12 protein-coding genes are annotated in these 14770 nt (G+C 56.6%); 5 read left to right on the top strand and 7 right to left on the bottom strand.

From position 1 onward, the window contains the following. The first annotated feature begins 34 nt into the window (after positions 1-34). Complete coding sequence (locus DD597_RS01250; protein WP_129255879.1) at positions 35-850, top strand: Cof-type HAD-IIB family hydrolase; 816 nt, start codon at positions 35-37, stop codon at positions 848-850. A gap of 151 nt (positions 851-1001) precedes the next feature. Then, positions 1002-2258 carry a DUF1479 domain-containing protein gene (locus tag DD597_RS01245; protein ID WP_023315695.1) on the top strand — a complete coding sequence of 419 codons (1257 nt, stop codon included), beginning with the start codon at positions 1002-1004 and terminating at the stop codon, positions 2256-2258. On the opposite strand, the gene DD597_RS01240 is transcribed toward DD597_RS01245, so the two are convergent. Next, on the bottom strand, positions 2255-3328 hold the full coding sequence (locus DD597_RS01240) for a LacI family DNA-binding transcriptional regulator (RefSeq protein ID WP_129255878.1): 1074 nt from the start codon (positions 3326-3328) through the stop codon (positions 2255-2257). The genes DD597_RS01245 and DD597_RS01240 overlap by 4 nt on opposite strands. A 288-nt stretch (positions 3329-3616) precedes the next feature. Between DD597_RS01240 and DD597_RS01235 the strand changes: the two genes are divergently transcribed. Further along, positions 3617-4918, top strand: coding sequence for an MFS transporter (locus DD597_RS01235; protein WP_045331556.1), 1302 nt, complete (start codon positions 3617-3619; stop codon positions 4916-4918). Between the two features lie 17 nt (positions 4919-4935). Next, positions 4936-7299, top strand: coding sequence for a TIM-barrel domain-containing protein (locus DD597_RS01230; protein ID WP_129255877.1), 2364 nt, complete (start codon positions 4936-4938; stop codon positions 7297-7299). A gap of 91 nt (positions 7300-7390) precedes the next feature. On the opposite strand, the gene DD597_RS01225 is transcribed toward DD597_RS01230, so the two are convergent. Then, positions 7391-8986: an ABC-F family ATPase gene (locus DD597_RS01225; RefSeq protein ID WP_003858434.1), complete on the bottom strand. Its 1596-nt coding sequence runs from the start codon at positions 8984-8986 to the stop codon at positions 7391-7393. A 222-nt stretch (positions 8987-9208) separates the two neighbouring features. On the opposite strand from DD597_RS01225, the gene ldtB reads away from it, so the two are divergent. Continuing rightward, complete coding sequence (ldtB, locus tag DD597_RS01220) at positions 9209-10129, top strand: L,D-transpeptidase (RefSeq protein ID WP_003858435.1); 921 nt, start codon at positions 9209-9211, stop codon at positions 10127-10129. A gap of 41 nt (positions 10130-10170) precedes the next feature. Here ldtB and DD597_RS01215 read toward each other — a convergent pair whose 3' ends face one another. The 5 genes from DD597_RS01215 to DD597_RS25080 all read right to left on the bottom strand — a co-directional run bounded on the left by DD597_RS01215 (position 10171) and on the right by DD597_RS25080 (position 14669). Continuing rightward, positions 10171-10887, bottom strand: a complete 717-nt coding sequence (locus DD597_RS01215; RefSeq protein WP_015571043.1) for a GntR family transcriptional regulator — start codon at positions 10885-10887, stop codon at positions 10171-10173. Between the two features lie 15 nt (positions 10888-10902). Beyond that, positions 10903-12225, bottom strand: coding sequence for a PTS sugar transporter subunit IIC (locus DD597_RS01210; protein WP_023324365.1), 1323 nt, complete (start codon positions 12223-12225; stop codon positions 10903-10905). A gap of 51 nt (positions 12226-12276) precedes the next feature. After that, positions 12277-13653 (bottom strand): glycoside hydrolase family 1 protein, encoded by a 1377-nt coding sequence (locus tag DD597_RS01205; protein ID WP_022650662.1) that lies wholly within the window; start codon positions 13651-13653, stop codon positions 12277-12279. A gap of 150 nt (positions 13654-13803) precedes the next feature. Beyond that, positions 13804-14301 (bottom strand): YbjP/YqhG family protein, encoded by a 498-nt coding sequence (locus DD597_RS01200; protein WP_129255876.1) that lies wholly within the window; start codon positions 14299-14301, stop codon positions 13804-13806. Further along, positions 14301-14669 (bottom strand): NlpC/P60 family protein, encoded by a 369-nt coding sequence (locus DD597_RS25080; RefSeq protein WP_071787975.1) that lies wholly within the window; start codon positions 14667-14669, stop codon positions 14301-14303. The genes DD597_RS01200 and DD597_RS25080 overlap by 1 nt, the downstream gene beginning before the upstream one ends. Between the last annotated feature and the right edge of the window lie 101 nt (positions 14670-14770).

The following is a 14770-nucleotide window of genomic DNA, read 5'->3' as shown; positions in this document are numbered from 1 at the left end:
AATGTTTCAAAACGCAGTGACCCAGGAGCATAGTATGACCGTAAAAGTTATCGTCACCGATATGGACGGAACTTTCCTTGATGATGCCAAGCAGTACGATCGTGACCGCTTCCAGGCACAGTTTAAACAGCTTAAAGCCCGCAACATTGAATTTGTTGTCGCCAGCGGCAACCAGTATTACCAGCTCATCTCGTTTTTCCCGGAACTGAAGGATCAAATCTCCTTCGTGGCGGAAAACGGCGCGCTGGTCTTCGATCACGGCGAACAGATTTTCCACGGCGAACTGACCCGCCATGAGTCGCAGATCGTGATTGGCGAACTGCTGAAAGACAAAGGGCTGAACTTCGTGGCCTGCGGGCTGGAGAGCGCCTATGTCAGCGATAAAGCACCAGAAGCGTTCGTGAAGCTGATGTCGAAACACTACCATCGCTTAAAACCCATCAGCGATTACCGCGACATTGACGACGTGCTGTTTAAGTTCTCCCTGAACCTGCCGGACAGCGATATTCCTAATCTGGTGGATAAACTCCACGTCTCCCTGGACGGCATCATGAAGCCGGTCACCAGCGGCTTTGGCTTTGTCGATTTAATTATCCCCGGCCTGCACAAAGCCAACGGCATCAGCCGCCTGCTGAAGCGCTGGAAAATCTCTCCGCAAGAGTGCGTGGCCATTGGCGACAGCGGCAACGATGCCGAGATGCTGAAGCTGGTGAAATATTCCTTTGCGATGGGTAACGCGGCAGAGAGCATCAAAGAAATCAGCCGCTACAGCACCGATGACAACAACCATCACGGCGCGCTGAACGTCATTCAGGCCGTGCTCGACGCGCACTCCCCGTTCGACGCCTGATCCTCTTCTCGCCGGAGCCCTGCTCCGGCACCCTCACTCATTTTCCCGTCCTGTGGCGCACGTCAAGTTTTTAAACTTGCATTAACTTATTTTTAACTTAAAGTATCGCTTGTAGATACTTTTACTTTCGAATGAAAGATGCGAGGCAGTTATGACCTTTACCAGTGAAACCTTGCCGGCGGATCACAAAGCGGCAATCCGTGAGTTGAAACGTGAATTACGCGCGCAGATCGGCGACGTGCAGGCGGTGTTCGACAAGCTCAGCGACAGCATTGCCACCCGCGTGGCGGAAATTAACGCCCTTAAAAATAAAGGTGAATCCGTCTGGCCGGTGATCCCGTTTAACGATGTGAAAAACGGCACGATTACCGACGCACAGCGCGAGGCCGTTAAGCGCCGCGGCTGCGCGGTGATTAAAGGTCACTTCCCGCGCGAGCAGGCGCTGGCGTGGGATCAGTCGATGCTTGACTACCTCGATCTGAACAAGTTTGATGAGGTGTACAAAGGGCCAGGCGATAACTTCTTCGGCACCCTGACCGCCTCCCGTCCGGAGATTTACCCGATCTACTGGTCGCAGGCGCAAATGCAGGCGCGCCAGAGCGAAGAAATGGCGCAGGTGCAGTCGTTCCTGAACCGCTTATGGACGTTCGAGAGCAACGGCAAGCAGTGGTTCGACCCGGACGTGAGCGTGATTTACCCGGATCGTATTCGCCGCCGTCCGCCGGGAACCACCTCGAAGGGACTTGGCGCACACACTGATTCTGGCGCGCTGGAGCGCTGGCTGCTGCCCGCTTATCAGCAGGTCTTTGCCCGCGTGTTTGACGGCAACGTTGAGAAATACGATCCGTGGAACGCCGCGCATCGTACCGAAGTGGAAGAGTATACCGTCGATAACACCACCAAATGCTCGGTGTTCCGCACCTTCCAGGGCTGGACGGCGCTGTCGGACATGATCCCCGGTCAGGGGCTGCTGCACGTGGTGCCGATCCCGGAAGCAATGGCCTATATTCTGCTGCGTCCGCTGCTGGACGACGTGCCGGAGGACGAGCTGTGCGGCGTGGCGCCGGGGCGCGTGCTGCCGGTTTCCGAGAAGTGGCACCCGCTGCTTATCGAGGCGCTGACCAGCATTCCTGCGCTGGAGGCGGGTGATTCGGTGTGGTGGCACTGCGATGTGATCCACTCCGTCGCGCCGGTGGATAATCAGCAGGGCTGGGGCAACGTGATGTATATCCCCGCCGCACCGATGTGCGAGAAGAACCTCGCCTATGCGAAGAAGGTCAAGGAAGCGCTGGAGACCGGCGCGTCGCCGGGAGACTTCCCGCGCGAGGATTATGAAAAAACCTGGCAGGACCGCTTTACCGTGAACGATCTCAACATCCACGGCAAACGCGCGCTGGGCATGGTCTAGCTGTCGTACAGCCCTTCCCGCTCCACGGCGGTGCGTCGTTTCCCCTGACGTATCCGCCGTACCGATTCCCGCACGGCCAGCGTGCCGTTCAGCAGCAATGTGCCCACCGGCGCGTCCGGGCGCATGAGCCGCTGCTGGAGCATGTGTACCGCTTCCGTTCCCAGCTCATCGCGGGGAACATGCACGGCCGTTAATGGAACATCCTGTATCGCCGCCAGGTTAAAGCCGTCGATGCTCATCACCGAGACGTCCTGCGGCACGCGCAGGCCGTGGTTTTGTAATGCGCTGATGGTGCCCGCCGCCATAAAGTCGCCGCCAACCAGGAAAGCCGTCGGCATGTCTTTTCCCTGCTGCTGATTTAGCCAATCGCTCACCAGCTGCTCCGTCTCTCTGGCGCTGAAGCTCGGCACCACCAGCAGATCGCGCTTGTCGTTGAACGCCAGGTTGTGGGACTGCCACGCGTCGCGGATCCCCGACAGGCGCAGCTCCATCGTGTAGCGACGCAGGCACAGCACGTTCATCACCTCGCGGTGCCCCATCTCGAACAGGTACTCCGCCGCCCGCTCGCCGATGGCGCGGTGATCCGGCGCAACGGCAGGCAGACGCATGTGCCGGTCGCGGCAGTTAATCAGTATGCAGGGTTTGCCCACGTCTACCGCCAGATCGTGGATGTGCGGATCGTCAATACCGAGAAGAATGGCCGCCTGGGTGTCCGGCTCGTTCATCCGCGCCAGAAACAGCTGGGCGTCGCTGTCGTTCTCCTCCAGCGCGCAGTAGCGCAACCGGACCTCGTGGGAGGCAAGTGCTTTGCTCACGCTCTGGATCACGCGGTAGTAAAAGTTGTCGGACCGCTCGTCAAACGCCCGCTGCGGGGCAAAAACCACCAGGCTGTTAAGCAGCAGACGCCCTGCCGCCATGCCGTCCATTACCCCCAGCTCGCGCGCGCACGCCAGCACCTTTGCACGCGCTTTTTCGCTGGTATTCGCTTTCCCCGCCAGCACCCGCGACACGGTGCTGATGGAGAGCTGCGTGCGGGACGCGATTTCGGTGATTTTTAGCCTTTTGTCCATTTTGTGATCTGGCTCCATTTGCAAAATGAAAAAATTTTCATAGCGTGTGTGTCAGGCAATAACTGACGTGAATGCCATCATGCCAGAGTGTTTTCGTCGGTTATGAGAAATTTTGCACAAAATCCACTTTTGCCCACTCATTTTCTTCCTTAAGGTGAACTTGTCACACAGCTTCCATACTAGTTGTATAGCAACTTAAGCATTATAAGCGGATTGAAATCAAAGGCATAACAATCTGTGTGACACCTGAACCTCCGTCCCCTTACCGTCCGTCTTGTGGAGAGTAAAATGAGTCAGGACATCAATAACACCATTGCGACAAGCAAAACCCGTCGCGTCATCAAGAACCTGCGCTGGTACGTGCTGCTGCTGTTTTTGCTGGGCGTCACCGTTAACTACATCACCCGAAATTCCTTAGGTATTCTCGCTCCGGAACTGAAAGAGAGCCTCGGGATCACCACCGAGCAATACTCCTGGATCGTCGGCGCGTTCCAGATCGCCTATACCATTTTCCAGCCCCTGTGCGGCTGGCTGATTGACGTCATTGGCCTGAAGATTGGCTTTATGGTCTGCGCCGGGATCTGGGCGCTGATGTGTATTTTCCACGCGGGCGCCGGAAGCTGGCTGCACCTGGCCATACTGCGCTTCTTTATGGGGGCTTCAGAAGCCGCTGCCACCCCGGCGAACGCCAAAACCATCGGCGAATGGTTCCCGAAATCAGAGCGTCCCGTTGCTGCTGGCTGGGCGGGCGTGGGCTTCTCCATCGGCGCGATGCTGGCTCCGCCTATCATCTACTTTGCTCACGCCTCGTTCGGCTGGCAGGGCGCGTTTATGTTTACCGGCGTGCTGGCGCTGCTGTGGGTGATCCTCTGGTGGGCGTTCTACCACAACCCCGAGCAGCACCCGAACCTGAGCAAGGACGAGCTGGCGTTTATCAAGCAGGATAACGAACCAGCGCCGGTCAAATTGCCCTTCCTGACCGCGCTGAAAACCGTTTCAAAAAACAAACGTTTCTACGGTATCGCCATTCCGGCCTTTATGGCAGAACCCGCCTGGGCGGTGCTGAGCTTCTGGGTGCCGCTGTACCTCGCCAAAGAGCACGGCATGGACCTGAAGCAGATTGCGATGTTTGCCTGGCTGCCGTTCCTCGCCGCCGACCTCGGCAGCGTGGCGAGCGGCTACCTGACGCGTCTGTATACCCGCCTGTTCGGCTGCTCCCGCGTGAACTCGGTTGTCGCCAGCTCCGTGACCGGCGCGTTCCTGATGATCTCGCTGGCCATCGTGGCCATTACCCGCGACCCGTATATCACCATCGTGCTGATCTCCATCGGCGGCTTCGGGCACCAGATCATCTCCTGCATGCTCAGCGCCCTGGTCGTGGAGTCATTCGACAAAGGCCAGATGGCGACCGTCAACGGCATGCGCGGCTCGGCGGCGTGGATCGCCAGCTTCCTGTTCTCGCTGTTAATCGGTGTGACCGCCGACAAAATCGGCTTTAACCCGCTCTTTATCGCCATGGGGTTCTTTGACCTGATTGGCGCTCTCTTCCTGGTAGCATTTATTGCTGAACGTCGCGCGAAGCGCGCCTGATAGTGGATGTATTGCATATGAAAACCCTGAAAAACTGGACCCTTGATACGCAGTCGGCAAACCATCTGGAACTGCTGGTCGATAGCCAGCACCGCCTGTGCCTGTATGTGCTGGAAGAGAACCTGTTCCGCGTGCTGATCAAGCGTAAAGGCGAGCTGGCGCTGGACCGCACCTGGAGCATCGCACCGGAAAAAGACGTGCCGTGGGAAGGTCGCCGTCGTGACGATATCAGCGGCTTCTCCTGCCCCGCCTGGACGCTGACGCAGCAGGACGATACGTTAACCGTGGCAACCGAGCAGCTGCGCGTCACCGTCCACCAGCCGCTGTGGCTGGAGTGGCACTACCGCAATGACGCGGGCGAGTGGCAGCCGCTGGTCAATGACCGCCCGACCAGCGCCTACCTGCTGAACGCCCACGGTGACGGCGTGGCGCACTATCTCAGCCGCCGTAAGGATGAACGTTTTTACGGTCTGGGTGAGAAAGCGGGCGATTTACAGCGCAACGGCAAACGCTACGAGATGCGTAACCTGGACGCGATGGGCTATAACGCGGCCAGCACCGATCCGCTGTACAAGCACATCCCGTTCACCCTCACCCGTCGCGATGACGTGAGCTACGGTCTGTTCTACGATAACCTGAGCAGCTGCTGGCTGGATCTGGGTAACGAGATCGACAACTATCACACCGCCTACCGCCGCTGGCAGGCGGAAGCGGGCGATATCGATTACTACATCTTTACCGGCAAGCGCGTGCTGGACGTCACTAAAGCCTTTGTTCGCCTGACCGGAAAAACGCTGTTCGGACCGAAATGGAGCCTGGGCTACAGCGGCTCAACCATGCACTACACCGACGCGCCGGACGCGCAGAATCAGCTGATGAACTTCATCCGCCTGTGCGAGGAGCATGCCATTCCGTGCGACTCGTTCCAGCTCTCCTCCGGCTATACCTCAATTAACGGCAAGCGCTACGTCTTTAACTGGAACTACGACAAAGTGCCGCAGCCGAAGGTGATGAGCCAGGCGTTCCACGACGCGGGGCTGCGGCTTGCGGCCAACATCAAGCCTTGTCTGTTGCAGGATCATCCCCGCTACGGCGAAGTGGCGGAACGCGGGCTGTTCATTCGCGATTCAGAAACCGATGCACCCGAACGCTCCAGCTTCTGGGATGATGAAGGCTCACACCTCGACTTTACCAACCCGCAGACGGTGCAGTGGTGGCAGAACGGCGTGACCACGCAGCTGCTGGAGATGGGCATCGACTCCACCTGGAACGACAACAACGAGTATGAAGTGTGGGACGGGGAAGCGCGCTGCTATGGCTTCGGCAAGGAGATAGCCATCAAGCATATTCGCCCGGTGATGCCGCTGCTGATGATGCGCGCCTCGCTGGAAGCGCAGCAGCGCTTTGCGCCGGAAAAGCGTCCGTATCTGATCTCCCGCTCCGGCTGCGCCGGGATGCAGCGCTACGTTCAGACCTGGAGCGGCGACAACCGCACCAACTGGGACACCCTGCGCTATAACATCCGCATGGGGCTGGGCATGAGCCTGTCCGGGCTGTTCAACGTCGGGCACGACGTCGGCGGTTTCTCCGGCGACAAGCCGGACGCCGAGCTGTTCGTGCGCTGGGTGCAGAACGGCGTGATGCACCCGCGCTTTACCATTCACTCGTGGAACGATGACCACACGGTGAACGAGCCGTGGATGTATCCGGGCGTCACGCCTGCCATCCGCGGCGCGATTGAGCTGCGCTACCGCCTGCTGCCGTATCTTTACACCCTGCTCTGGCAGGCGCACGCCGACGACGAACCGATGCTGCGCCCGACCTTCCTCGATCATGAGCACGATGCGCAGACCTTTGAAGAGTGCGACGACTTCCTGCTGGGCCGCGACCTGCTGGTCGCCAGCGTCGTCGAAGCCGGGCAGCGCGAGCGCCGCGTCTGGCTGCCGGATAACGAAACCGGCTGGTACGATTTTTACACCCACGCGTGGTATGCGGGCGGGCAAGCGATCGTCCTTGATGCGCCGCTGGAAAAACTGCCGCTGCTGGTGCGCGCCGGGGCCGGTCTGCCGCTCAGCGAGCGCATCCGTCACGTGAGCGCCGATAAAGACGATACCCGTGAGCTGAAGCTGTTCCCGGTGAAAGGCGTCGGCACAACCTCGGGGCTGCTGTTTGAAGACGACGGTGAAAGCTGGGGCTACCTGAACGGCAATGCGCTGTGGGTGGAATGGGAAATGGTGTGCGATGGCGCAACCATCAACCTGAAGGTGAACGCTCGCGGCGACTATCGTCCGGCATGGAAGGCGCTGAAGGTATCATTACCGGCGGGGGAAAAACGTACGCTGCGGGTGAATGGAGTTGAAGGGGGCGAGTGGGTGGTGTAGTGCGGCCTGTAGCCCTCACCCTAACCCTCTCCCACAGGGAGAGGGGATAAAATGTAGGCCGGGTAAGGCGAAGCCGCCACCCGGCTATTTTTTAACTCTCGATACCTTTACTGCGCAGGTAATCTTCGTAGTTACCGGTGAAGTCCACCACGCGCTCTGGCGTAATTTCGATCACGCGGGTCGCCAGCGAGCTGACGAACTCACGGTCGTGAGAGACGAAGATCAGGGTGCCCTGATACATCTCCAGCGCCATGTTCAGGGATTCGATCGATTCCATATCCAGGTGGTTAGTCGGTTCGTCCATCACCAGAATATTCGGTTTTTCCATCATCAGCTTGCCGAACAACATACGGCCCTTTTCACCACCGGAGAGCACTTTGGCGGGCTTTTTGATGTCGTCCTGGCTGAACAGCAGACGCCCCAGAATGCTGCGTACCGCCTGCTCATCGTCGCCTTCCTGCTTCCACTGGCTCATCCAGTCGAAGACAGTCAGATCGTTTTCGAATTCATATTCATGGTCCTGCGCGTAGTAACCAATCTGCGCGTTTTCAGACCATTTCACGGTTCCGTTGTCCGGTTGCAGTTCACCCACCAGGGTTTTCAGCATAGTGGATTTACCCACGCCGTTGGCGCCGAGGATGGCAATCTTCTCGCCCACTTCCAGCAGCAGGTTGAAGTTTTTGAACAGCGGGCCTTCATCGAAGCCTTTGGTGAGGGCTTCCACTTCCAGCGCGTTACGGAACAGCTTCTTGTCCTGCTCGAAGCGGATGAACGGGTTCTGACGGCTGGAGGCTTTAACCTCTTCCAGCTTGATTTTGTCGATCTGACGCGCACGCGAGGTCGCCTGACGCGACTTAGAGGCGTTGGCGCTGAAGCGGCTGACGAAGGATTGCAGGTCCGCAATCTGCGCTTTCTTCTTGGCGTTGTCGGCCAGCAGACGTTCACGTGCCTGGGTTGCCGCCGTCATGTACTCATCGTAGTTGCCCGGATAAACGCGCAGCTCGCCGTAGTCCAGATCCGCCATGTGGGTACACACCATGTTCAGGAAATGACGGTCGTGCGAAATGATGATCATGGTGCTGTCGCGATCGTTCAGCGTCTGCTCCAGCCAGCGGATGGTGTCGATGTCCAGGTTGTTGGTCGGTTCGTCGAGCAGCAGGATGTCCGGGTTAGAGAACAGCGCCTGCGCCAGCAGCACACGTAGCTTCCAGCCTGGCGCAACTTCGCTCATCGGACCATAATGCTGTTCAACAGGAATGCCGACGCCCAGCAGCAGTTCGCCCGCACGCGCTTCCGCAGAGTAGCCGTCCATTTCACCGTATTGCGTTTCCAGGTCGGCCACTTTGTAACCGTCTTCTTCGCTCATCTCAGCGAGACCGTAGATACGATCGCGCTCCTGCTTCACTTCCCACAGCTCCGCGTGCCCCATGATCACGGTGTCGAGCACGGTGAACTCTTCGAAGGCGAACTGATCCTGACGCAGCTTACCGATGCGCTCGTTAGGGTCGAGCGACACGTTACCGAGCGTTGGCTCCAGGTCACCGCCGAGGATCTTCATAAAGGTGGATTTTCCGCTACCGTTGGCACCAATCAGGCCGTAACGGTTGCCGCCGCCAAATTTGACGGAAATATTTTCGAACAGCGGCTTACTGCCAAACTGCATAGTGACGTTGCTGGTAACTAACACGGAGAGATTCCTGCGAAAAGTGTGATAAACGCGGCATTATGCCACAATTCCGAATTGAGATCCCGTGTTGCAGTAATCCACTAAACTTTAACAAAATCGAAAAAAATGTGATTTCGTACACATCTGAATTCCCAGTTAACGGGAATGCACATATAATGCGCTCCCATTACCGATTCAGACTTATCAACTCATCGCCAGAATGGCTTAGATACCTCGCATAACATGAACATGAAATTAACAACGCTTTTTGCGGCGGCGTTAGCCGTAGTAGGTTTTTGTAAGACCGCGTCTGCGGTGACGTATCCCCTGCCGACAGACGGAAGCCGTCTGGTGGGTGAAAACCAGGTGGTGACGGTGCCGGAAGGTAACACTCAGCCGCTGGAATACTTCGCGGCGCAGTATCAGCTCGGCCTGTCTAACATGCTGGAAGCGAACCCGGGCGTTGACCCGTATCTGCCGAAAGCGGGTACCGTACTCAACATTCCACAGCAGCTGATCCTGCCGGATACCGTGCACGAAGGTATCGTAATTAACAGCGCCGAAATGCGTCTGTATTACTACCCGAAAGGCACCAACACCGTGATCGTTCTGCCTATCGGTATCGGTCAGCTGGGTAAAGACACCCCGCTGAACTGGACCACCAAAGTGGAGCGTAAGAAAGCGGGCCCAACCTGGACGCCGACCGCCAAAATGCACGCTGAGTACATTGCTGCCGGTGAACCGCTGCCAGCCGTTGTGCCTGCCGGCCCGGATAACCCGATGGGTCTGTACGCGCTGTACATTGGTCGTCTGTATGCCATCCACGGTACAAACGCCAACTTCGGTATCGGCCTGCGCGTAAGCCACGGCTGCGTGCGTCTGCGTAATGAAGACATCAAATTCCTGTTCGATAACGTGCCGGTTGGTACGCGCGTGCAGTTCATTAACGAACCGGTGAAAGCGACGTCAGAGCCGGACGGCAGCCGTTACATTGAAGTGCATAACCCGCTGTCCACCAGCGAAGATCAGATCAACAACAACGAAATCGTACCGATTAAGCTGACCAGCGCGGTGCAATCCGTTACCTCTCAGGCGGATGTTGACACGACCATCGTTGACCAGGCGATTCAGAACCGTTCCGGTATGCCGGTGCGTTTAAACTAATCGTGATAATTAAAAAAGCGGACCTTGAAGTCCGCTTTTTTTTATCCGTTATTCACGATAACGATACCGCCATGGTCATAGCGATAGTGACAATGGGCGTACTCCAGCGGCGTACCATCTTCCAGATAGATCACCTGCTCTACCTCCAGCACCGGGTCGGTTGGCTCGCAGACAAGGTGCTGCATATCCAGCGCACTGGGCTTCAGCGCCCGCACCACCCGATACGATCCCATGATCTTCAGCCCCAGCGTCTCCTGCACATACCGGAATACCGAACTTTCAAGATGGGTTTTGTTCAGACCGGGGACCAGATTGAGCGGCATTACCGTGGCGTCCAGAGACATCGGCTCACCGTTTAGTAAACGCAGACGGATAAAGTCATAGATCGGCGTATCCGGATTTATCATCAGCGATGCCTGCTCTTTCTCGTTCGGGAAGCGCAGTTCGAAGTGCACCACCTGGCTCGTCACCGTGCCTAAATGTTCCCAGGTTTTGGTCGCCCCGAAGTAGTCGCTGCCGGAGAGATCCCACTGGGAAAGCTGGAGGAAATTTTTGCGGATGAACGTGCCCTGCCCCTGTCGGGTATAGACCAGCCCTTCAACGATCAGCTGGCGCATCGCCTGCTGAATGGTCATCCGGCTGGTGCTGAACTCCGCCGCCAGCGCGAACTGGTCCGGCAGCGGTTCATTGGCGGCGTACTGCTGGGTAATAATGCGTTTCTTAATTTCCCGCGCTATGGTGATGTACTTCGCCGCCATCTTCCTTCCTTTCAGTTAGTTTTCTATCCCGCTGTTTTTCAAGGCCACTCGCTCGGCCACCTTTAGGAAAGGCAGGTAGAAGAATACACCAAATACGATGATTGCCAACTGCACCACCACCGCCCGCCAGTCCCCCGCCGTCGCCAGCCAGGCGCTAAGGATCGGCGGGGTCGTCCACGGGATCATCACCACGCAGCGCGACATGAACCCCAGCGTGGTACAGAGCCACGCAAAGTAAATCCCGATAGCAGGCAGCAGCACAAACGGGATCATCAGCGGTAGGTTAAAGACTATCGGCAGGCCGAAAATCACCGGCTCGTTGATGTTAAACAGACCCGGCGCCAGCGACAGACGCGCCACCTGCTTCGCTGATTTCTGTCTTGAGAAGATGAAGATAGCGATCAGCAATGAGATTGTGCTGCCCGTCCCGCCCACCATGCCAAAGGTCGGCACAAAGATGTTGTTGATGATGTGCGGGATCGGCTGGCCGTTGGCGAAGGCCAGCATATTCTCATTGGTATTGATCAGCAGGAACGGCTCCAGCACCACGCTGTTGACCACCGACTGATGAATACCGAGCGTGAACAGGAAGTTACCGAAGCTGTAGATGAAAATCGTCCCGGGCAGACTGGTGTTGATCAACCGCAGCGGCTGCTGAATAAATGTCGTAATGAGATGGATCAGATCCGTGTGCAGCACGTTCGCCAGTATGGCCGCCAGCACCGCAAACAGGGAAAGCGTGAGGATCGTCGGGATCAGCGCGGTAAAGGATTTGCTCACCGCTGGCGGTACGTTCTCCCCGAGCGAAATGTGCAGCGCCTTCAGCCGTGAAATGGCGATAAACAGCTCGGTTGAGAGCAGCCCAATCAGCACCCCGGCGAAAATCCCGGTGGAGCCAATATTGGCGAACGTCAGAACCTGGGTGACGTTCACCGTGGCGTCGCTGCCGACGGGGGTAATCTGTAAGCGCATCGGCATCATGATAATGAAACTGCTGACGGCGATAACCACTGCCGAGACCGGATTGTCGAAATCTTTGTTGCGCGCCAGCGACCAGGCGATCATCGGGGCCAGCAGCAGCGCGGCGATGTTCAGCGTGCCGTTGATAATCGCCTCGCCCCACACCTTAAACTGCGTAAGCGTGTCGCCCGCAAAAATCCACGGGAACACCACGTTATTCACCAGCACCGCCAGACCGGCAAGGATGAAAATCGGCATTACCGTGGCGAAGGCATCGCGAAGGGAGCGAAGATGCACCTGGTTTGCCAGGCGCGCCGAGAACTCTACAAATTTATCGACAAAAGACTGCATGTGCGGTGTTATTTTTGTTTCAGACATAGCGGAGTGTTCCCATTAATCAGTCACAAAAACGGCCCGGCAGCGTACGGCTTACATCTCGCGTCCGTTAGTATGGATAACCTGTTTTAACCACGCGTAGCTCTTCTTCGGCACGCGCTTCAGGTCTTTCAGGTCGTGATTTTCACGGTTGACGTAGACCACGCCGTAGCGCTTGCGCATGTCACCCTGCGAGCTGAGAATGTCAATCAACCCCCAGCCGAGATAGCCCATCACCTCTGCCCCATCCTCGAATATTGCCGCTTTCATCGCCTCGATGTGCGCCCGGTGGTAGTCGATGCGGTAGGTGTCCTCAACCGGATCCACGCCATCCCAGGACTCAATCACCCCAATACCGTTCTCAATCGGGAATACCGGCATCCGCCAGTCGTTGGCGTAGCGGGTGATGATGGTGCGAAAGCCCAGCGGATCGATCTGCCAGTTCCACTCGGTGGCCTTCAGGTACGGATTGTTTTTCTCGCCGTGCAGCAGGTAATAGTTAACCGGCGTGCCTTCCGGGATGGCATCGCTGTCCAGCGTTTTGCTGGCGTAGTAGCTGAAGGCCATAAAGTCGTTCTTCGTGCGCGCAAACAGCGCGAGATCGTCTGCGCGGTAGATATCGCCGAAGCCCTCCTGCTCCACCACCGCCATTACCGCCGGGCTGTAGCCCTGGCCCGCGAAGACGCGCAGCAGGTTCTGGTTGAGGAATTCGTCGTACTGCTGGGCGCAGAAGATATCGCGCGGTTTGCAGGTGGCCGGATAAATCAGCTGGTGCGCCAGCATGCCGCCCATCAGCTTGCCAGGCTTAGTCTGGTGCAGGTATTCGGTCAGTGTCATGTGCGCCACCATCGCATGGTGCTGAAGCTCATACAGCTCGCGCAGGGTTTGTTCACCTTTCATGTAACCGGAAATGCGAAAAGCTTCCGGCATATGGAAAATGTTCTGCTCGTTGAAGGTCAGCCAGTACTTCACCCGGTCAGCGAAGCAGTCGATCATCTTTTTGCCGTAGCGGATAAAGGCGTCCACCACGCGGCGATCGTTGAAGCCGTTGTACTCCTGCGCCAGCGCCAGCGGCATATCGAAGTGGTAGAGACAGACCATCGGCTCGATACCGCGGGCGAGCAAATCGTCAATAAAGCGGTCGTAAAAGGCGATGCCCTCGTCGTTGAACTCGCCGTCACCCTGCGGGCAGATGCGGCTCCAGGAGATCTGGAAGCGGTAGCAGTTCATGCCCAGATCCTGCATCAGGTCGAAATCTTCCCGGTAGCGGTGGTAGGAGTCGGTCGCCACTTTCCAGTCAGAGATGTTTTCACCGGCTTCCCGAATGTCATACACCGACATCCCCTTCCCGCCCTCATTCCAGGCCCCTTCCGTCTGCATGCTGGATACCGAGTTGCCCCATAAAAAGTTGGCTGGCAGTGATTTGTTCATGGTTGCTCCCTTTATGCCTAGTCATTTAAATTTCATGACTAGTCATATAGGCGAAGATGGTATGTCGATCAAAGGTGTGGATCGTTTTTTGTGAGGTTGATGGAAATAAAAAGCCCCGGCAGTTGCCGAGGCTAAGTTCCTGTTTAACGTTTAAAGCCCGCTTTCGGCTGCAATTTTTGCCTGGGCAATTGCTCCGGCATTGAATATGGGATGCTCATAGTTGTCGGTGACATCACGAACCCTGTATATCTTCCATGCGCCAGCCTCACGACGAACGAATACCTGCAACTCTACTTTTCCGCCGTTTTCTCTCCCGATCCAGACTGGCATAACCTCACCTCCCATAAACGATTTGGCTGGCCCGACATTTAACGCCGACACCCAGGCGGGATCATAGTCCTGCGCATAAGCGAAGTAATCAGATCCAAGCAGGTCTTGTTCAGGTATCGACTCTATATCATCCAGTCTCTTAATCGTGTCAGCAGAGACATATACGCGCAGATCAGACGGCGAATATTCATTGTCGCTACTTGTAAGTGACATCAGATACGTGGCGTAAAAAGAATGTACTCGCGTCGGCGCGCTCTGTTCCGGCTTAACTGAGCAAGCTGAGAGCAAGCATACGCCTAACACTATTGCGGCTCGCATCAATTCATCCTGTATATTTTGAAAGTCGGTTGAGCTGCGCGATACCCTGGACCAGGGTACATGCTGCGCTGTCGGAAATCGGAGATCCATTGTGTCCCATCATACATTGTCATATGCCCACTGGAGTTTCCTCCCGGATAAGGTTGGATCACTGCGACATCACCGCTCAATAATGTTGAACCCGGCGGGACTTCACGAAATCCCGCCCGCAATAATGATGGCCCATAATCTTTTGCGTTTAGCGTTCTCTCCAGACGAATGCCGCCTGCCGCTATAGCCTCTCTGGTAAAAGTCGCACATTCGTTATGCGAACGACCAAGAGCGTGTGACCGGAGGTGTGAAATAGCAACATCTTTATTCCAACTCATTCTTAGTTCCCTTAAGTAAGTAAGAACGGAATTATTGTGCCAGTCATTAACCTGATGTTGGCTAAATAATGCTTAAATTTGTCCGGTCAAAATATTTATTT

This window comes from Enterobacter cloacae complex sp. 677-3DZ2D5B (assembly GCF_004136695.1).
GTDB classification, from domain to species: Bacteria; Pseudomonadota; Gammaproteobacteria; order Enterobacterales; family Enterobacteriaceae; genus Enterobacter; species Enterobacter hormaechei_C.
The sequence above is the reverse complement of the archived record's forward strand: the minus strand, read 5'-3'. Positions and strand labels throughout refer to the sequence as shown.

Coding starts and splice junctions, on each gene's coding strand:
- DD597_RS01205 (WP_022650662.1), bottom strand. CDS start 13,653: ATGAACAAATCACTGCCAGCCAACTTTTTATGGGGCAACTCGGTATCC.
- DD597_RS01210 (WP_023324365.1), bottom strand. CDS start 12,225: ATGTCTGAAACAAAAATAACACCGCACATGCAGTCTTTTGTCGATAAA.
- ldtB (WP_003858435.1), top strand. CDS start 9,209: ATGAACATGAAATTAACAACGCTTTTTGCGGCGGCGTTAGCCGTAGTA.
- DD597_RS01215 (WP_015571043.1), bottom strand. CDS start 10,887: ATGGCGGCGAAGTACATCACCATAGCGCGGGAAATTAAGAAACGCATT.
- DD597_RS01245 (WP_023315695.1), top strand. CDS start 1,002: ATGACCTTTACCAGTGAAACCTTGCCGGCGGATCACAAAGCGGCAATC.
- DD597_RS01250 (WP_129255879.1), top strand. CDS start 35: ATGACCGTAAAAGTTATCGTCACCGATATGGACGGAACTTTCCTTGAT.
- DD597_RS01230 (WP_129255877.1), top strand. CDS start 4,936: ATGAAAACCCTGAAAAACTGGACCCTTGATACGCAGTCGGCAAACCAT.
- DD597_RS01235 (WP_045331556.1), top strand. CDS start 3,617: ATGAGTCAGGACATCAATAACACCATTGCGACAAGCAAAACCCGTCGC.
- DD597_RS25080 (WP_071787975.1), bottom strand. CDS start 14,669: ATGAGTTGGAATAAAGATGTTGCTATTTCACACCTCCGGTCACACGCT.
- DD597_RS01240 (WP_129255878.1), bottom strand. CDS start 3,328: ATGGACAAAAGGCTAAAAATCACCGAAATCGCGTCCCGCACGCAGCTC.
- DD597_RS01200 (WP_129255876.1), bottom strand. CDS start 14,301: ATGCGAGCCGCAATAGTGTTAGGCGTATGCTTGCTCTCAGCTTGCTCA.